This window comes from Corynebacterium pseudogenitalium (assembly GCF_024453815.1).
Taxonomy (GTDB): Bacteria; Actinomycetota; Actinomycetes; order Mycobacteriales; family Mycobacteriaceae; genus Corynebacterium; species Corynebacterium pseudogenitalium.
On record NZ_CP072934.1, the window covers coordinates 1,397,070 to 1,413,746 of the forward strand.

Annotated in this window: 19 protein-coding genes; 6 read left to right on the forward strand and 13 right to left on the reverse strand. The window is 56.1% G+C overall.

Going from position 1 to position 16,677, the window contains the following annotated elements:
- Together recA and KBP54_RS06750 are read right to left on the reverse strand one after the other, a co-directional pair.
- A complete protein-coding gene (gene recA / locus KBP54_RS06745; RefSeq protein WP_071572547.1) occupies positions 1-1,110 on the reverse strand; it encodes a recombinase RecA in 1,110 nt (369 codons plus the stop codon).
- Between the two features lie 210 nt (positions 1,111-1,320).
- Positions 1,321-1,536: a DUF3046 domain-containing protein gene (locus KBP54_RS06750; RefSeq protein ID WP_083290922.1), complete on the reverse strand. Its 216-nt coding sequence runs from the start codon at positions 1,534-1,536 to the stop codon at positions 1,321-1,323.
- A 75-nt stretch (positions 1,537-1,611) separates the two neighbouring features.
- Here KBP54_RS06750 and KBP54_RS06755 point away from each other — a divergent pair, with 75 nt between their 5' ends.
- The 3 genes from KBP54_RS06755 to KBP54_RS06765 are packed head-to-tail and all read left to right on the forward strand — an operon-like array spanning position 1,612 to position 3,501.
- A complete protein-coding gene (locus KBP54_RS06755) occupies positions 1,612-2,184 on the forward strand; it encodes a biotin transporter BioY (RefSeq protein WP_070362325.1) in 573 nt (190 codons plus the stop codon).
- A gap of 14 nt (positions 2,185-2,198) precedes the next feature.
- Positions 2,199-2,894 carry an energy-coupling factor ABC transporter ATP-binding protein gene (locus KBP54_RS06760; RefSeq protein WP_070478922.1) on the forward strand — a complete coding sequence of 232 codons (696 nt, stop codon included), beginning with the start codon at positions 2,199-2,201 and terminating at the stop codon, positions 2,892-2,894.
- Positions 2,884-3,501: an energy-coupling factor transporter transmembrane component T family protein gene (locus KBP54_RS06765; RefSeq protein WP_336296753.1), complete on the forward strand. Its 618-nt coding sequence runs from the start codon at positions 2,884-2,886 to the stop codon at positions 3,499-3,501. Before KBP54_RS06760 ends, KBP54_RS06765 begins: the two co-directional genes overlap by 11 nt.
- A gap of 76 nt (positions 3,502-3,577) precedes the next feature.
- On the opposite strand, the gene KBP54_RS06770 is transcribed toward KBP54_RS06765, so the two are convergent.
- The 4 genes from KBP54_RS06770 to pgsA all read right to left on the reverse strand — a co-directional run bounded on the left by KBP54_RS06770 (position 3,578) and on the right by pgsA (position 5,972).
- Positions 3,578-4,405, reverse strand: a complete 828-nt coding sequence (locus KBP54_RS06770) for a PspA/IM30 family protein (RefSeq protein WP_070977168.1) — start codon at positions 4,403-4,405, stop codon at positions 3,578-3,580.
- A gap of 90 nt (positions 4,406-4,495) precedes the next feature.
- On the reverse strand, positions 4,496-4,870 hold the full coding sequence (locus KBP54_RS06775) for a helix-turn-helix domain-containing protein (protein WP_083290921.1): 375 nt from the start codon (positions 4,868-4,870) through the stop codon (positions 4,496-4,498).
- Positions 4,870-5,436, reverse strand: coding sequence for a CinA family protein (locus KBP54_RS06780; RefSeq protein ID WP_070976737.1), 567 nt, complete (start codon positions 5,434-5,436; stop codon positions 4,870-4,872). Before KBP54_RS06780 ends, KBP54_RS06775 begins: the two co-directional genes overlap by 1 nt.
- On the reverse strand, positions 5,436-5,972 hold the full coding sequence (gene pgsA, locus KBP54_RS06785; RefSeq protein ID WP_255366188.1) for a CDP-diacylglycerol--glycerol-3-phosphate 3-phosphatidyltransferase: 537 nt from the start codon (positions 5,970-5,972) through the stop codon (positions 5,436-5,438). Before pgsA ends, KBP54_RS06780 begins: the two co-directional genes overlap by 1 nt.
- A gap of 45 nt (positions 5,973-6,017) precedes the next feature.
- Between pgsA and KBP54_RS06790 the strand changes: the two genes are divergently transcribed.
- Complete coding sequence (locus KBP54_RS06790; protein WP_256005085.1) at positions 6,018-6,305, forward strand: YciI family protein; 288 nt, start codon at positions 6,018-6,020, stop codon at positions 6,303-6,305.
- Positions 6,306-6,317: 12 nt separating this feature from the next.
- Here the strand turns inward: KBP54_RS06790 and KBP54_RS06795 are convergent, their stop codons facing one another.
- Positions 6,318-7,487 (reverse strand): TerC family protein, encoded by a 1,170-nt coding sequence (locus KBP54_RS06795; protein ID WP_070977164.1) that lies wholly within the window; start codon positions 7,485-7,487, stop codon positions 6,318-6,320.
- Between the two features lie 179 nt (positions 7,488-7,666).
- The gene (locus KBP54_RS06800) at positions 7,667-10,417 is read right to left on the reverse strand and encodes a DNA translocase FtsK (RefSeq protein ID WP_246814943.1); all 2,751 of its coding nucleotides are present in this window, start codon (positions 10,415-10,417) and stop codon (positions 7,667-7,669) included.
- 34 nt (positions 10,418-10,451) lie between these two features.
- Here KBP54_RS06800 and KBP54_RS06805 point away from each other — a divergent pair, with 34 nt between their 5' ends.
- Complete coding sequence (locus KBP54_RS06805; RefSeq protein ID WP_246814942.1) at positions 10,452-10,598, forward strand: hypothetical protein; 147 nt, start codon at positions 10,452-10,454, stop codon at positions 10,596-10,598.
- A gap of 166 nt (positions 10,599-10,764) precedes the next feature.
- On the opposite strand, the gene KBP54_RS06810 is transcribed toward KBP54_RS06805, so the two are convergent.
- From KBP54_RS06810 to dapB, 5 genes are read right to left on the reverse strand one after another with little or no spacing between them, the layout of a single operon-like run.
- The gene (locus KBP54_RS06810) at positions 10,765-11,391 is read right to left on the reverse strand and encodes a TIGR03085 family metal-binding protein (RefSeq protein WP_083290919.1); all 627 of its coding nucleotides are present in this window, start codon (positions 11,389-11,391) and stop codon (positions 10,765-10,767) included.
- Positions 11,392-11,444: 53 nt separating this feature from the next.
- Entirely contained in the window at positions 11,445-13,457 is a 2,013-nt protein-coding gene (locus tag KBP54_RS06815) for a ribonuclease J (RefSeq protein WP_070478912.1), read from the reverse strand.
- Positions 13,458-13,459: 2 nt separating this feature from the next.
- On the reverse strand, positions 13,460-14,368 hold the full coding sequence (dapA, locus tag KBP54_RS06820; RefSeq protein ID WP_070478911.1) for a 4-hydroxy-tetrahydrodipicolinate synthase: 909 nt from the start codon (positions 14,366-14,368) through the stop codon (positions 13,460-13,462).
- Positions 14,369-14,413: 45 nt separating this feature from the next.
- Positions 14,414-15,133: an FAD-dependent thymidylate synthase gene (gene thyX / locus KBP54_RS06825; protein WP_246814941.1), complete on the reverse strand. Its 720-nt coding sequence runs from the start codon at positions 15,131-15,133 to the stop codon at positions 14,414-14,416.
- Positions 15,134-15,169: 36 nt separating this feature from the next.
- Positions 15,170-15,916, reverse strand: coding sequence for a 4-hydroxy-tetrahydrodipicolinate reductase (dapB, locus tag KBP54_RS06830; protein ID WP_070478907.1), 747 nt, complete (start codon positions 15,914-15,916; stop codon positions 15,170-15,172).
- A 97-nt stretch (positions 15,917-16,013) separates the two neighbouring features.
- On the opposite strand from dapB, the gene KBP54_RS06835 reads away from it, so the two are divergent.
- Positions 16,014-16,628: an AMIN-like domain-containing (lipo)protein gene (locus KBP54_RS06835; protein ID WP_141742246.1), complete on the forward strand. Its 615-nt coding sequence runs from the start codon at positions 16,014-16,016 to the stop codon at positions 16,626-16,628.
- Positions 16,629-16,677 lie beyond the last annotated feature (49 nt).

Here is a 16,677-nt window from a genome sequence, read left to right on the forward strand (position 1 = left end):
TTACTTCGCCTTCGCTGGCTCTTCCTCGTCGTCGAAGTCAATGTTTGGCACCATGTCTACTGGGTCATCAGTCAGCGCATCATCATCGGCAAATTCGCCAACCCCCAATGCACGGAAAATCTTTTGCTCGATCTCGTCCGCAAGGTCCGGGTTCTCCTTCAGGAAATTGCGCGCCTTTTCCTTGCCCTGTCCAAGTTGATCGCCTTCGTAGGTAAACCAGGAACCTGACTTCTTCACGAAGCCGTTCTCTACGCCCATGTCAATAATGGACGATTCCCGAGAGATGCCCTCTCCGTACATAATGTCAAACTCTGCGATCTTGAATGGTGGCGAAACCTTGTTCTTCACTACTTTGAGGCGGGTTCGGTTTCCGATGGAATCCTGTCCGTCCTTCAACGTCTGGATACGTCGGACATCACAACGAACCGAGGAGTAGAACTTCAGCGCTTTACCGCCCGTAGTTGTCTCGGGTGAACCGAACATGACGCCGATCTTCTCACGCAGCTGGTTAATAAAAATCGCTGTAGTGCCGGAGTTGTACAGCGCACCTGTCATCTTCCGCAGTGCCTGCGACATCAACCGAGCCTGGAGGCCAACGTGAGAGTCACCCATCTCACCTTCAATTTCAGCCTTAGGCGTCAGTGCGGCAACCGAGTCAATGACGATGATGTCAATCGCGCCAGATCGGACAAGCATGTCCGCGATCTCCAGTGCTTGCTCCCCTGTATCTGGCTGAGAAACGAGCAAGTTATCAGTATCGACGCCCAGCTTGCGGGCATAATCCGGGTCCAGAGCATGCTCGGCGTCGATAAAAGCTGCGATTCCGCCGGCCCGCTGCGCGGAAGCGATGGCGTGAAGCGCAACAGTTGTCTTACCGGAAGACTCAGGTCCGTAAATCTCAACGATGCGGCCGCGTGGCCACCCACCGATCCCCAGAGCGACGTCAATAGCCGTATTCCCAGATGAAATCGACTGAATTGGAGGCCTGTTCTCATCACCGAGACGCATCACAGCCCCCTTGCCATAATCCTTCTCGATCATTGCGAGTGCAGCATCTAGCGCATTCTGGCGATCTTTCGCGGCTGATGCGGTTTTCTTTTTCGCAGCCATTTACATGTTCTCCTTAATGTTCATTCTGTTCGAGTTCGGCGGCGGCGTTTTTGCATACGCCATCGCCCACACACATGTTTAGACTCACCTTCGAGGGTTACGGTTCCCGATGACTTCTAAATCTGGATCTGACTATAGGCAAGTGCCGAGACATCACCAGAGTGTACACGCATACATGTTCGAATTAAAAGTGCAAAACGGCGAGAGCAGCTAGAAACCCGGCCGATCTACGCCAAGGCGACGCGCCTCTGGAACATCAAAGGCGTCACAAAGTTCGTCCCAGGCTTGACGCAAATCGCCTCCATTTTCGATAACCTCTGCGGCGGTACACCCATGACGAGGCAAAAGTTGCGCCTCAATAATCCATGACGCCCGATCAGACCCAAATTCATCCTGGACGAGTTGGTGAAACTCCGTTAATCGCATGGCCTCAAATATACGCGCAGAAAAATCAATACGATTTCATAGCGAACTGAACACTGTTCAAGTACTATTCTCGCTATGTCAAAAAGCATTCCGCAATCAAAGATTGAAGCCCAAGACCTCGCATACATCGCCGTGTTCGCGGCGGTGATCATCGTACTCGGGTTTGTCTCTATTCCAGTCGGCGCTGCCGGCGTTCCAATCGTCATGCAGAACGCTGCTTGTATTCTCGCGGCGCTCGTGCTCGGCCCTAAACGGGGAACCTACACAGTGCTATTGTTCCTCCTCATCGGACTTGCTCTTCCCGTTCTCGCAGGTGGACGCACCGTCGTCTATGCCCTGGGAAGCCCTACAATCGGATATCTGGTTGGCTACATCGCAAGCGCATTTGTTGCAGGTCTCATCGCCTACCGCGCTTCCAGCAAGAGCTCTTTCGTGAATATCGCCCTCCTTCTTGGAGCCGGGTTCGCTGGCCTGTTCCTGCAGTACTTCTTTGGGGTGTTTGGATTGATGGCACGCGCAAACATGACCTTTGGCGCTGCATGGGCAGCACAGCTACCGTTTGTCATCCCTGACACCGCCAAGGTGCTAGTGATTGTGTTCATCGCATTCGCAGTTCGCGCTGCACTCCCCTCACTCCGTCGCGCATAAACTGGATTATTTCCATGCCGCAGATCAGCTTCAACGACGTGAGCGTCGTACGTAATGACAACACACTGCTCCAACCATTTTCACTTACGTTGCAGGAACATCGGATCGGCATCATTGGCTCGAACGGTTCTGGTAAGTCAACGCTCGTCCGGCTTATCAATGGGCTCGAAGAGCCGAGCACAGGCGAGGTATTCTACGACGGGATTTCGCTTGCAACTCGTAGCTCTGAAGTCCGCCGACGTGTCGGGTTCGTGTTCTCCGACGCAGAAAGCCAGATTGTCATGCCCCAAGTCCACGATGACGTGGCGTTTTCATTGAAGAAGTTCAAGCTCTCTAAGGCAGAGAAAGAGCAACGCGTCGATGAGGTACTGGAACGCTTCAAACTCTTGCACAAGGCAGAACAATCACCTCATACGCTCTCTGGCGGTGAAAAACAGCTTCTCGCGCTGGCCGCGGTACTGGTGACTGAACCGACCACCATCATCGCAGACGAGCCAACAACATTGCTTGACCTGCGAAACCGTCGGCGAATAATCGCTGAATTGAACTCGCTTGATCAACAAACAATCGTGGTGACCCATGATCTAGAGCTACTCAGTGACTTCGACCGAGTAATTTGTGTCAACGACGGCGTCATTGCATACGACGGCACACCAGCAGACACGATTCAGTTCTACACTCAGCTAATGGAGCCGAACAGTGAAGATTGACTCGCTACCAATGGGCGTGTACATCCCAGGCAAAACGCTGCTCCACCGTATGAGCCCAAAGAAGAAATTCGTACTGCTCATACTGTATATCCTCATAGCGACCAACTTCGGGCGTACGTTCCCAATCGCGCTCGCGTTGCTAGGCTTGATCTTCGTTCTGTACATCGTGGCAAGAATTCCGATCCGAATCGTTGCCAATCAGCTCGTGCCAATTCTTCCCTTGCTCGCAATGCTGGGCGCTTTCCTTGTTTGGCAAAATGGCATCGGACTTGCTGGCGTCACGCTGATTACGTTGTTCGCAACGATTCTCGCCGCAAACCTTCTTACTCTGACCACAACAGTTGAAGCGCTCCTTGTATCGCTCGAGGAGGGCCTCAAACCGCTCGGCCGTTTCGGAATATCAACTGAGAAAATCAGCCTCGCCATCGCCCTCACGCTCCGTCTCATTCCGCTCATCTTGCAGACGTCGCAGGAAGTTCTCGACGCCCGCAAGGCCCGAGGACTGGGATTTTCTCCCCTCGCGTTTGGCGTACCGCTCATCGTGCGAAGTATCCGAAGGGCGGAACAGATCGGCGATGCACTTGTCGCTCGTGGCGCGCTCGACTAACCGCGTTCAATCCTTCGCAGGGCAAAGCAAAAAGCTCCAGGTTTCTATAGAAATCCTGGAGCTTTTTTACCACGCTTTAGGCTTCGCCGCGGAGCTCACGCATCCGACGTGCGACGGCGTCCTCACTTGCTTGCGGGGCGCCGGTCTTGCCCTGCTCAATCGACTGCTGTTCCTTTCCCGAGGTCAACTCGCCAGACATCTCTGCGCGAATCTGCTCGAGCCGACTGTGGCCTGCCATCTGGATTCCAGCCTGCTCCACCTCAGCCATGCGGCCTTGGATCGAGTTCTCCGCGAGCTCTGCAGCACCCAGTGCGTTCGCGTAGCGGCGCTCAATCTTGTCGCGAACCTGGTCCAAGTTCGGGCCGGAGGCGGTCAACGAGTTCATCGAGCGCATGGTCTCGGAAACCTTCTCCTGCATCTTGGCCTGCTCAAGCTGCGACAGCAACTTCGAGCGCTCAGCGACCTGCTGTTGCAGGTGTGCCGCGTTGCGCTCCACAGCTTGCTTTGCCTGTGCTGCCTGCTGGAGTGCCTGGTCGTGCAGCGCCTTCGTGTCTTCAACGCCCTGCTCTGCGGTAACAAGCTGCGCCGCGAACGCCTCAGCAGCGTTCTCATACTCGGTCGCCTTCTGTGCGTCACCGTTGGAGCGGGACTTATCTGCTAATTGGAGCGCCTGGCGAGCGTTCGCTTGAAGTTTCTCGACTTCCTCCAAGCGACGATTCAGCTGCATTTCCAGCTGACGCTGGTTACCGATAACGGCGGCTGCCTGCTGCGAAAGCGCCTGGTGCTGGCGCTGAGCCTCGGAAATTGCTTGCTCAATCTGGATCTTTGGATCAGCATTCTCCTCGATCTTGTTGTCGAAAAGTGCCATCAGGTAGTTCCAGAATTTTGAAAACGGGTTTGCCATAGTGTTGCGTTTTACCTTTCGCTGAGCATTGAAATTGGCCGTGTCCACGGCCAAACTGTTTCGTATTCTATCTGTTACAGCGCTGCTCCGCTATGCGTGAATCGCATCAGCCGTAGCGAATTCATCGTTCATCGATTGCAGTGAAAGGTTCGCAACAGCCTCGAGAACAACTTCTGAAACCGTTGTGTCCAGTGCTTCGCAAATCGATGCGAGCAGCTCTGAGGAAACTTCCTTGCGCCCACGCTCCAGCTCAGAGAGGTAACCAGAAGAAACGCGGGCTTGAGCAGCAAGAGATCGCAACGTCACGCCTTTATCCGCCCGGAAAGCTCGCAGTGACATTCCTAGCGCCTCTCTCAGCAGCGGTTCTTTCTGGCGGGTTCCAGACTCGCGAAATGGAAAAGCGACCTCATCCTGTGCATCGAACGAGGGCTCAAGCGGCGTATCGATTAGAAGTGTCGTAGTCATCACTTGGTATAACTCCCCTCAACGTGTTTTTGTTCCCGCACGGCATGCAACAGGACGCGAAGCGCTGCTTCAACAGCCCACTCGCGTACCTCGTTGCGCGGCGCCTGTAGCAAGTTTCGGGCCTGTCTGAATCCTGGAATGGTTCCGCGTACGAGAGGGGCGTCGGAAAGTATGTCGCCTGCGAGAACTGCTTCACAACCATCACTTGAGGCGATCCCTACCCAGACCTCACCAACAGGGTGGCCATCCTGTTCACTGGGCCCGGCCACACCAGTGAGCGAAAGGCCCCAGTCCGCGTCGAGCTTCCGCTTTGCCGCCTTCGCCATCTCTTTCGCGGTCACCGGAGAAACAGGTCCAAACTCATCGATGACGTCCTGGGGAACGCCGGCCAAGGTAACTTTGCACTCAGTCGCGTAAGTCACCATCGCGCCTCGTAGCGCTGCGGAGGCACCCGGAACGCCTGCGAGTGCGGCACTTGCCAAACCGGCAGTGAGCGATTCACAAAGCCCAACTGTTGCACCCCTCTTAGTAAGTTCCGCAATCACATCGGATGCAGTACCTCGCATTAGTTATTCACCTTGCGAGCATCGACAAGGTATTGCACGCCGGTCACCACGGTGACGACTACGGCCAACACCATTACAACGTAGGAAGGCGCGTCCATCCAGGAAGGCAGCGGGCACAGGTAGAGAGCAACGCCGACGGTCTGGAGCACCGTCTTCACCTTGCCACCCTTGGACGCGGGAACGACATGGTCGTTGCGCAGCATCCACATTCTCCACATGGTGATGCCGAGCTCGCGGACCACGATGACGATAGTCATCCACACAGGAAGGTTGGACGCCACGTTGAGTACTACAAGTGCCGTAATCATCAGGGCCTTGTCCGCGATCGGGTCCGCAATTTTCCCGAAGTCGGTAATCAGGTTGTAGGTACGGGCGATTGTTCCGTCTAGCTTGTCCGTGAGCATCAGCGCAACGAACACACCGAACGCCGCACCCCATCGCTGGTCCAGTGCCAACCATGCGAAGACGGGGATAAAAATGATTCGCAACGACGTCAAGACGTTGGGTACGTTCCAGTTCGATGGTTTTTCAGTCACGCCCTCTACCCTACCTATCCCATGCTTTCCCTTAGACTGCGTGTTATGAAATATTTTGCATTCCATTACACGTACTCAGATAATACGGACGTCGTAGATGCTACGCGCCCCGCACACCGCGAGTTCATCGCGAAGCAGATAGAGCTCGGAAGGATTGTCGGATCTGGCCCGCTAGTCGACGCCGGCAAGGCCCTCATCATCGTGCAATTACCAGATACTGCCGACGCTGCGGAGGCAGTATCACTCATGAACCAGGACCCCTACTGGCAGAACAACGCCCTACTCAGCCGCGAGGTCCACGAGTGGAACCCGGTCTCCCGGGTGTTCCCTTAAACCGCGGAAGTTCTACTTCCTCCCGCGCTGCACATGGAGGTGATCCGTCTCGCGGGAACCAGTGGCGGTGTGGTCGCCCTTGCCCGACGTTGCAGGGTCATCAATCCACTCGATGTGGTGGCCCTGGTTATCGACCTTGCGACGGTTCCCGTGGTCGTCGTAGTCGATGTGCCAGCTCGGACCGTTTGGGTCCCGCCGCCCTGCCTTGATATCCGCTCGGTCCTTCACCAAGGAGCACAGCACGGTAATCACCAGTACTGCCACAATGAAGCCGAGCGATGCAACGGTGCCAACCTCCGGTACGCTCACATTCTCACCGCCATTGACAAACGGCAGGTTGTTCTCGTGTAGCGCGTGAAGCAACAGTTTGATGCCGATAAAGCCAAGAATCACGCCCAACCCGTACGGCAGATACACCACACGGTCCAACAAGCCAGAAAGCAGGAAGAACATCTGGCGAAGGCCCATGAGCGCGAACGCATTCGCGGTAAACACAATGTACGCCTCAGAGGTAATACCGTAGATTGCTGGGATCGAATCAAACGCAAACATTACGTCGATAAACCCGATGGAGAGCAGTGCGACGAACAGCGGGGTCGCTGCGGTCTTACCTTCCTTCGTCTTCGACCACAGCTTGTCACCGTGGTAGGAGCTCGTGACAGGGACGACTTTACGGAGTGCCTTCACGACAGCCATATCGTTCGGATCTGTTTCAGGTGCATCAGTCGCCTCGTCGTAAACGAGTTTGACAGCCGTGTAGATCAAGAACGCTGCGAAGATGTAGAAGACGTCGCTCCACGCCTCGATAAGTGCTGCGCCGAGCAGAATAAACAGCAGGCGGCATACCAACGCGATAACAATGCCCAAGAGCAGCACCTTTTGCTGGTACTTCCTTGGAATCTTGAACGCACCCATGATCAGCGCAAAGACGAACAAGTTGTCCACGGACAGCGCAAGCTCAGTGATGTAGCCAGTGAAGAACTGGACGCCGTGCTCGCCGTCCCACTCCCACCAGATCGCACCGCCACAGATCGCTGCCATCGTCATGTAGAACAGCGTCCAAAAGCCCGATTCTTTGATAGTTGGCTCGTGGGCCTGGCGAACGTGAGTAAGAAAGTCAAAGGCGAAAAAGCCCAGAATGATTGCTGCAGTGAGCAGCCATATCCATAGGGGGACACTCAACGTGGTTACCTCCGGTCGTTGCATAGGACAAAGAAAGACCGGAGGTCTCCCCCACCACGTAGCTACGCGGCTGCCTCAACCGGGATACGTTTGTTCCGTGTTGACGATCTGAGGCACTTGCGGGGTACTCCCCTCCAATGCGAATGCCAGGCTACACCATCAGGGGGAGTCGCTACCAGTTATACGGCTCCACCGGTGGGATTGTAGGTTGCTTCGACCGTCTTCACGTCATCTTCATCTGCAGTGGCGTCATCACCAAGTTGCGCGTCGACGTCCTTCGGTGCGTCCGCGGGATCCGCACCCTTGAGCATCCAAAGAATGGTCTCGAGCTCTTCTGGCTTCACCAGCACTTCACGGGCCTTGGAGCCTTCCGATGGCCCAACGATGCCACGGGACTCCATCAAATCCATCAGTCGGCCGGCCTTTGCAAAACCGATACGCAGCTTGCGCTGCAGCATGGAGGTCGATCCGAGCTGCGCCGTAACAACGAGTTCAACGGCTTCCAGCAAGTCGTCCAGGTCCTTGCCGATGTCGTCGTCGATAACTTTCTTCTCGGACTCCTTCTCTTCCGTAACGCCCTCGACGTACTGTGGTTCGTCCTGGCTCTTGGCAGCGTCCACGACGGCTTGGATTTCAGCGTCAGACACAAACGCACCTTGCATGCGTTGCGGCTTGCCGGCGCCCTGCGGGATGAAGAGACCGTCGCCCATGCCAATGAGCTTCTCCGCGCCACCCTGGTCGAGGATGACGCGTGAGTCAGTAAGCGAGGATGTTGCAAACGCGAGCCTGGACGGCACGTTCGTCTTGATCAAGCCCGTGACGACGTCCACCGAAGGTCGCTGCGTAGCCAAGACAAGGTGGATACCTGCTGCGCGGGCCTTCTGCGTAATGCGGACGATCGAGTCCTCGATCTCCTTCGGCGCGGTCATCATGAGGTCGGCAAGCTCGTCGACGACACAGACGATGAACGGGTAGGGTCGCATCTCGCGCTGAGAGCCTGCAGGAGCAGTGATTTCACCGCTCTTCACCTTCTTGTTGAAGTCCTTGATGTGGCGGACACGAGCGGTCTTCATGTCCATGTACCGCTGCTCCATCTCCTCCACCAGCCACTGCAGTGCCGCTGATGCCTTCTTCGGCTGCGTGATAATTGGCGTGATCAGATGTGGAATCCCCTCGTACGGAGTGAGCTCCACCATCTTTGGGTCGATGAGGATCAGGCGTACTTCTTCAGGTGTTGCGCGCGTCAGCAAGGAAACCAACATCGAGTTCACGAACGCCGACTTACCGGAGCCCGTAGAACCCGCAACAAGCAAGTGCGGCATCTTCTGCACCGAAGATGCAATAAAGTCGCCCTCGATGTCCTTGCCTAAGCCGATGAGCATAGGGTCATCGTCCGCAGCAACATTCGGCGCTTCGAGGACATCGCGCAGACGAACCATCTCACGGTCCTGATTCGGCACCTCAATGCCGACGGCAGATTTGCCGGGAATTGGCGTCAACAAACGAACGTTATCGGTCGCGACTGCATAGGCAAGATTGGACTGCAAGTTGGTAATCTTCGACACCTTGACGCCGGGCCCAAGCTCTACTTCGTAGCGGGTCACGGTCGGACCACGGGAGAAGCCCGTCACCATAGCATTGACCTTGAACTCCTCGAAGACCTCTGTGATGGCTTCGATCATGCGATCGTTAGCTTCGGTGCGTGTCTTCGGCGCTTGGCCAGCGAGCAGCAAATCGGTTGTTGGAACGACGTAGGTGGAATTCCTGTCGATCTTCTTCGCGTGGCCATCCTTCGGCGCCTCAGGTGGAGTTGTGCTTGGGTCCTTCCCTGAACGCGCTACGACCGCCTGGCGAACTGCGTCTCGCGACTGATCGACGGCATCCCTTTGAGCCTCCTCGAGCGTAGGTCGAGGCAGAATCTTCGTCTCCTCGGGTTGCGCAGGCTGACGTTTCGACGCCGCCTTCGTCGCAGGACGTTCAATGACCGCAGTGGCGTCGCTGCCTTCCTGCGTGTCGAAGTCTTCACCGAAATCGATAACCTCTGTCTCATCACCCGATGTTTGAGGCGCTGATGCTGGCTTCGCCGGGTAGTTATCCAGTGGCGTGGAGGCCTTTCGCAACTTCTCCGAGAAAGACGAAAACCCAGAAACCCTTGGTTTCTTTGCCGCTGTACGTGGAGAAAGACCGGTACGTGGGCTCCTCGATTCAGGCTCAACCCGCGAGCGCTTTGCCGACGTGCGCGGGCACCCCTCTGCGATAGCGTCAATGTCCCGGCCTACATCACTGTAAGGATCCGACTCATCGTCAGTCTCGGGCCGCTGGAATACCGAGCTAAGCCACGCAGTGAAAAAATCATACGCCTCACGCACAGTAATACCGGTTGTACGAAGCGCACCATAAACAATGACAAGTCCCAGCAGCGGAACTGCCACATATGAGGAGAATCCAGCGGCGAGCAAGCCACCGGTGAACGTGCCCACTACCCCACCGGCGATCTTGCGAGATTCCCAATCGGCAGGGTTGCCAGCGAAGACATGAATCATGCCAAGCATCGCAATACCAATAATCAACAGGCCCGACGCCACCCTGGCACGTACTGCCGGTTCTGCCTTCACGTTCAGCATGAGAGCGATAGCGATGCAGACCAAAATCACAGGAAGCAGGAGCGCACCAGCACCAATTGCCCAGTGAACACCCTGCGCAATGACGTTGCCTATCGGGCCAGCGATATCCATCCACACGGAGGCGCCCAGGATCGCGGCAAGGCCAATGAGCACTAAACCGTACGCGTCAACGTTGCCACGCGAGATGCCCAACGAGCGACTGGACTTTCGTGAGTGCTCTTCACGTTGCGGCGCCTCAGCAGAGGGGCCGTCGTCAAGAAAATCGAAGTTGTCGTCCTCGTCATCGTATCCGTTTGCGTCGGGCACGCTGTCAAAACTCTCCTTACGGCGTGGTCGAAGTTTGGTAAGCAACGAACCAGCTCCGCGAACTGCACTGCCAATTGAGCTTCCGACGACTCTCGTCGCGGACCCGACCCGTTCATCGGCAGTCTCTGCCGCGACCATGGACGAGGTCGGTGGATGCGTCATCGACGCTGGGGCACCGTAACGGCTCGTCGTTGAACGTGCACGGTCCCGCGGGCCTGTCGAAGCTCGCGTATTTCGTGGCGCTGGTTTCCTGGCAGACATGTGCTACACATTAGTACCTTGCGCACCATTATTACCATCCGCCACTCTAAAACCACAGATATTGTTACAGGCGAATGAATCAAGTACTACAACTTGATATCTACTCCAGCAAGAGCTTCAACCGCACCGGTTACATCCACTTCGACCGCGCTGCGACCGGCGGCCCACAACAATAGTTCCCCGGGTTCGCCATATACGCGGACGACGTTATCGCCCTGCTTTGAAACGCCGACGCCTTCGCCAATGACCGCAGGAGGCAAGTCCGGGGGCGTCAAAATCACAGGTACCGCAACACCTTTCAGCGTGACTGAACCAAACCGCTTCGCAAGCTTCAAAAGTTCTTTGTTGGTGACGGCACTAAACTGCCGAGGCTCGACCTTACCTCTACCTCGACGAACGTCTTCGTGGTGAATAAAGTGCTCGGCTGTATTTAACGTGTCGTCACTCGGCTTGAAAAGCGAAGGCGGACCGATGGCCCAGAGACGCACAAGATCCTCGTACGACCATGATGCAAGTCGGGCTTCCTCCGCCTCCAAAAACTTCCTCGCTCGCTTTACGAATATTCCGATGGCAGCTAATGGCCTTCGTTCACGGATATAGAGGTGCGTCGCCAAATCGCGAGTGTTCCAGCCCTCGCACAGCGTCGGTGCTTCAGGCCCGACTTCGAGTAACAGTTCAGCGAGTTGATTTCGTTCAGTCTTTGCAAATGACATGGGCCCTAGCATAGTGCCAGGGCCCATAGTTCTGCTCACAAAAGTGTCAGGTATTAAAGCGACTCTCGTGTTGCTTGAACATCAGCGTCTTCTGCCGGTCCAATATCCGCCGCGGTTGGAACCACGGTTGGAAGAATGACTGGCTCACGCTTGTACTTCTGCTCAATCGTTCGCGAGAGCTGACGACGAAGCTGCTGCACCATGCGGTACGGGTCATTCTCCCCTTCTGCAGCCAAATCACCCATAACTTCCTGGACACGCTCGACGACCTTCTTATTGAAGTCACGGTCGTCTTCAGAGAAACCAGTGGTGGAGACGCGCGGTACCTCAATGAGGCTACTCGTGCGGTCGTCGATCACGCAGGTAATCGAGACAACGCCACCTGAGGCAAGCGAGCTGCGGTCTGCCAGCACGTCCGGGTCTACGTCGCCCATCGTCGCGCCATCAACATAAAGCTGTCCGACCTGGTACTGGCCAACAACCTTGATCTTGCCCTTCGTCATGTCAACCACAACACCATTTTGAGCAAGTGCGGTATTCTCCGGCTTCACACCGGTCGCAATAGCGAGCTCCTTGTTCGCGCGCATGTGGCGCCACTCACCGTGCACAGGCATAGCGCAAGTCGGGCGTGCTGCGTTGTACAGGAAGAGAAGCTCACCGGCGTAGCCGTGGCCAGAAGCGTGGACATGAGCTTCGGAGTTCGTCACCACAGTCGCACCGATTTGTGCGAGGTTGTTGATCGCCGCGAACACAGCTTCCTCATTACCTGGGATCAGGGAAGACGACAGGATGATCATGTCACCGTCGCGGATGGTGATCTGGCGGTGTTCACGGCGCGACATACGCGAAAGCGCAGCCATCGGCTCGCCCTGCGTACCCGTTGTGATCAGCACAACCTTATGCGGCGCCATCTTGGCAGCTTCTTCGATAGGGATAATCGTGTTCTTCGGAGCCTTCAGCAGGCTCATCTTCTCGGCGATTTCCATATTTCTCAACATGGAGCGGCCGTTGAAGGCAACCTTGCGACCATTCGCTACAGCCGCGTTGACTGCCATTTGGACGCGAGCAACGTTGGAAGCAAACGAAGCAATCACAACGCGCTGCTTCGCCTGGCTCACCAAACGCGTCAGTGTCTCCTCGATACCGGCCTCGGATGCAGAAATACCCGGCACCGTAGCGTTCGTGGAGTCACACATAAACAGATCGACGCCTTCGTCACCGTAACGCGACAGCGCCGGCAGGTCCGTCGGCATTCCGTCGTACGGAGTCTGGTCCACCTTGACATCACCAGTCATCACAACATGACCCGCGCCGGTCTTAATAGACAGGCCGAGACACTGCGGAATGGAGTGATTCACGTGCCAGAAACGCACGTGGAATGGGCCCAAGTTGACGGAAGAATCCTTGTTCACCTCATGCAACTTCGGACGCTGACGGTGCTCCTTCGTCTTCGCAGCAATCAGCGCATTGGTGAAACGCGACGAGTAAATCGGGATATCCGGGCGCAGCTTCAACAGCCACGGGATTGCGCCAATGTGGTCTTCATGTCCATGAGTGACAACCAGGGCCTCGACCTTGTCCAACTTCTTTTCAATCGGACCAAAGTCAGGCAGCACAAGATCAACGCCTGGTTCACCGGAGTTCGGGAACAGCACACCACAGTCAACGATGAGCAGGCGTCCGTTGTATTCAAACACCGTCATATTACGACCGATTTCGGAAATACCACCCAAGGCGTAAATACGCAGGGTTCCCTTCGGTGCCTTCGGAGGAGCCGGGAGGCGCTTCGTCAAGTCTGCGCCCTGCATCGACTTCACCGGGTTACGGCGGCCACCGCCGTTGTTACCGCGTCCACGGCCGCGGCGGCGATTCCTGCCGTTACCGCCATTTCCGTTCGAGTTCCGGGACTTGTTATCCCGCTGTGACTTCTCAGAGCCCTTGTCATCTTCATTACTTGCAGTTCCTGCGGCCTGCTTCGGTGCCTGAAACACCGGCTTCTGTTCAGTGGCCTCAGGTGGCCCTGCTTTACGCGTCACTTTGCGTGAGCGTGTACGGGGTTCGTTCATACTTAAAGGACTCCAGCCTTCTTCAAATCTTCTCTGAGAACCTCTACCTGCTCAGAGGTCGCTCCGACCACTGGCAGGCGTGGTTCGCCTACTTCAATGCCCTGCAGACGCAGGGCAGCCTTTGCAAATGTTGTGCCACCGAGAATCGCCTGTTGATGTGCGAGAACATCGATGACGTTGGCGTTAATTTCCCGCGCACGGACGAGGTCGCCTTCCTCGAAGCTTGTGATGAGCTCGCGCAATGCTTGCGGTGCTGCGTGGCCTACAACCGAGATCACACCGGTTGCCCCCATGGCCAGCCACGGCAGGTTCAGAGGGTCGTCCCCCGAATACCATGCCAGACCTGTTGATTGGATCAACGGTGCTGCCTGGAAGAAGTCGCCTTTCGCGTCCTTCATCGCAACTACGGTTGGCAATTCCGCCAACTTCGCAATGGTGTCCGAAGCAATCGGAATCGCAGAGCGTCCTGGAATGTCGTAGAGGCAGATCGGCAACGAAGTTGCAGACGCGATCTCCCGGAAGTGCGCAAACACGCCGTCTTGAGACGGCTTCGAGTAATACGGCGTGACAACCAAGAGGCCATCAGCCCCTGCCTCAGCAGCTTCCTTCGCCAATGCGACGGACTTTCGGGTATCGTTCGTGCCTACTCCGGCGATAAGTTTGGCGCTATCGCCAACTTCTTCACGCACCGCTTTCAGTAACGCGACTTTCTCTTCACTGGTTGTCGTTGGCGATTCGCCCGTCGTGCCCGCAAGCACGAGGGCATCAATGCCATTGCCGACAAGGTGGGCAGCTAATGCTCGTCCTGCCTTAACGTCTAGCTCGCCATGCTTATCGAACGGCGTGACCATTGCGACGCAGACTGTGCCGAAAACGTCAGCACCGATACTAGCTTTCATAGAAGTGCCCATGCCAAAAGAGCGTACCCTTTTTGCTGGCTGAATGTAACTCCACCGCTACGTTTTGTACTGGGTTGTTGCCTTCTTAGTCCCGTCCGGCAGCGTTGTGACAACGAAGTCCTCGAACAAGACGGGTGCGCACTCACTCAAAAGTTCCAGACACCTCACGGCGACTGCTCGTAGTTCCTCCCCACTGTGCTCAGCTGCCCTGGTCGCAACAAAATTCCGCCAAGTCCGGAGGTTGCCGCTGACAACAAGTCGGGTTTCTCTCGCAGCCGGAGCAAGTGCCATAGCTGCCTCGCGTACCTGTTGCTTGCGCAGTAACACATTCTTCTCATCCGTCAGACTTGCTTCCACCGCGTTATGCAATTCGTCGTGCACAAACGCAGCGTCTTCAATCGCGTGCTCGAAAAACCGTTGAAGTTGCTCGTCCCGCTGCACAACGCTAGGAACCACGACTCCTCTTTGCTCTTCAGGTAAGGAGTACTGTGAAAGCTCGCTGACTGAAAAGTCTCGGTGTCGCAATATCTCATGGCTGGTGGCCATTGAGATTCCCTGAATATACAGCGTCACGCTTGCATGCTCGAGCAGCGAGAGGTTGCCGGCATCAATGATGTGATGCAGGAAGGCGTCCGTGCTCGAAGTGTGAGACTCATTGTCGCCGAAGGAGTCATAGCTTGCCCTGCCTGCAAATTCGACGACAGCATCCGCCGTCGCTGCACCAGATGAAGGCCACCAGCCCAATCCGGCTGGCGGTTCGAACGTTGATGCTGCCACGAGCTGGATGCTGAGTTGGCGCTGCGGCTGCATCTGTTACAGCCCGAGGAACTTGTCAAGGCCAATCGTGAGGCCTGGATGATCCATGACGTTTCGTACGCCGAGCAATACACCCGGTACGAACGAATCACGCCCATAGGAATCTTGGCGGATAGTCAACGACTGATCGACGGTGCCGAAGATAACTTCCTCATGCGCAACCATTCCGGTCATACGCACAGCGTGGACTCGGACACCATCGATATCTGTGCCGCGCGCTCCATCGAGTTCCTGCACAGTGGCATCCGGACAAGGTTGCATTCCGGCGGCCTTTCGGGCCTCTGCAATCCCTTGCGCTGTCTTTACCGCAGTGCCGGACGGTGCATCCAGCTTGTTCGGATGGTGGTACTCAACTACCTCGGCTGACTCGAAGAACTTGGCCGCCTGGCGAGCAAAGGACATCGTCAATACAGCTGAGATGGCGAAGTTAGGCGCAATGAGAACGCCAGTGCCCTGCGAAGCAGCACACCAGCTGCGTACTTGGTCGTAGCGATCGTCGTCAAAGCCTGTTGTACCGACAACACAGTAGATACCGTGCTTGATGCAGAATTCGAGGTTGCCCATAACGGAGTCAGGAGTGGTGAAGTCAACGATAACTTCGGCGCCAGCGTCCAGAAGTTTGTCTAAGCTGTCGTCTTTATCAATTTCGGCGACAAGTTCAAGATCATCAGCAGCGCGCACGCCCGCTACAACTGCGGTACCAACGCGCCCATGCGCCCCTAATACACCGACTTTGATTGACATTTTCATTCCTCAATTCTCTACATACGAGTTACATTCGATCTACTGCTGTCACTGTAGCGCGCCGTGAGGCAGGTGTGGTTCGGTACACTCGAAAAGCATGAAGAGAAGCTTGATCCTCCCCGGTGTCCTCACCGTGGCTGCACTGCTCACCGCGTGCGGCACGGGCTCCGAAGTGACAGAGCCGTCCACAGCAACCGCGTCCACTGAAAGCGCTACAGCTACCACTACGCAAGACGCATCTGCTACGGAGTCAACGGTGTCGGCTGCCGCATCTCCCGCAGCCCCAGTCGCTCTCAACGCTTTCGCTCCGCCCGAAGGTGCCCCTGAGCTAACGCTCCAGGATGTTCGAGTCGGTAGCCATGAGACTTATGACCGCGTCGTCTTCGAGTTCTCAGGCAATGGCCTACCTGGATACCGAATTCAGTACACCGATAAGGCACTCCAGCAGGCCTCCGGCCACGAGCTCGCGGTCACCGGTAACAATATCTTGGAGGTGCTCATCGACGGCACACCGATGGATCGACTCCCGAGCAACCCTGACCTTATCTCCGCTGGCCCATATCAGCTGGCAACCGGCAACGTCGCTGGGATCACCAACGGCGGCACGTTTGAGAACCAGTCGCAGTTCTTCATCGGACTCGACCGGCAGCGTTCGTTTGAGGCCACGGTGTTGGAAAGTCCAACACGGCTAGTTATTGACGTCCACCGTTAGCTCGGCAAACGCGTAGTGGCCAGGGCGTAAATGCCCTGGCCACTTCTTT

Coding starts and splice junctions, on each gene's coding strand:
- KBP54_RS06810 (WP_083290919.1), bottom strand. CDS start 11,391: ATGTCATTTGCAAAGACTGAACGAAATCAACTCGCTGAACTGTTACTC.
- KBP54_RS06750 (WP_083290922.1), bottom strand. CDS start 1,536: ATGCGATTAACGGAGTTTCACCAACTCGTCCAGGATGAATTTGGGTCT.
- KBP54_RS06770 (WP_070977168.1), bottom strand. CDS start 4,405: ATGGCAAACCCGTTTTCAAAATTCTGGAACTACCTGATGGCACTTTTC.
- dapA (WP_070478911.1), bottom strand. CDS start 14,368: ATGGGCACTTCTATGAAAGCTAGTATCGGTGCTGACGTTTTCGGCACA.
- KBP54_RS06755 (WP_070362325.1), top strand. CDS start 1,612: ATGTCAAAAAGCATTCCGCAATCAAAGATTGAAGCCCAAGACCTCGCA.
- recA (WP_071572547.1), bottom strand. CDS start 1,110: ATGGCTGCGAAAAAGAAAACCGCATCAGCCGCGAAAGATCGCCAGAAT.
- KBP54_RS06790 (WP_256005085.1), top strand. CDS start 6,018: ATGAAATATTTTGCATTCCATTACACGTACTCAGATAATACGGACGTC.
- KBP54_RS06760 (WP_070478922.1), top strand. CDS start 2,199: ATGCCGCAGATCAGCTTCAACGACGTGAGCGTCGTACGTAATGACAAC.
- KBP54_RS06775 (WP_083290921.1), bottom strand. CDS start 4,870: ATGACTACGACACTTCTAATCGATACGCCGCTTGAGCCCTCGTTCGAT.
- KBP54_RS06835 (WP_141742246.1), top strand. CDS start 16,014: ATGAAGAGAAGCTTGATCCTCCCCGGTGTCCTCACCGTGGCTGCACTG.
- KBP54_RS06815 (WP_070478912.1), bottom strand. CDS start 13,457: ATGAACGAACCCCGTACACGCTCACGCAAAGTGACGCGTAAAGCAGGG.
- dapB (WP_070478907.1), bottom strand. CDS start 15,916: ATGTCAATCAAAGTCGGTGTATTAGGGGCGCATGGGCGCGTTGGTACC.
- KBP54_RS06780 (WP_070976737.1), bottom strand. CDS start 5,436: ATGCGAGGTACTGCATCCGATGTGATTGCGGAACTTACTAAGAGGGGT.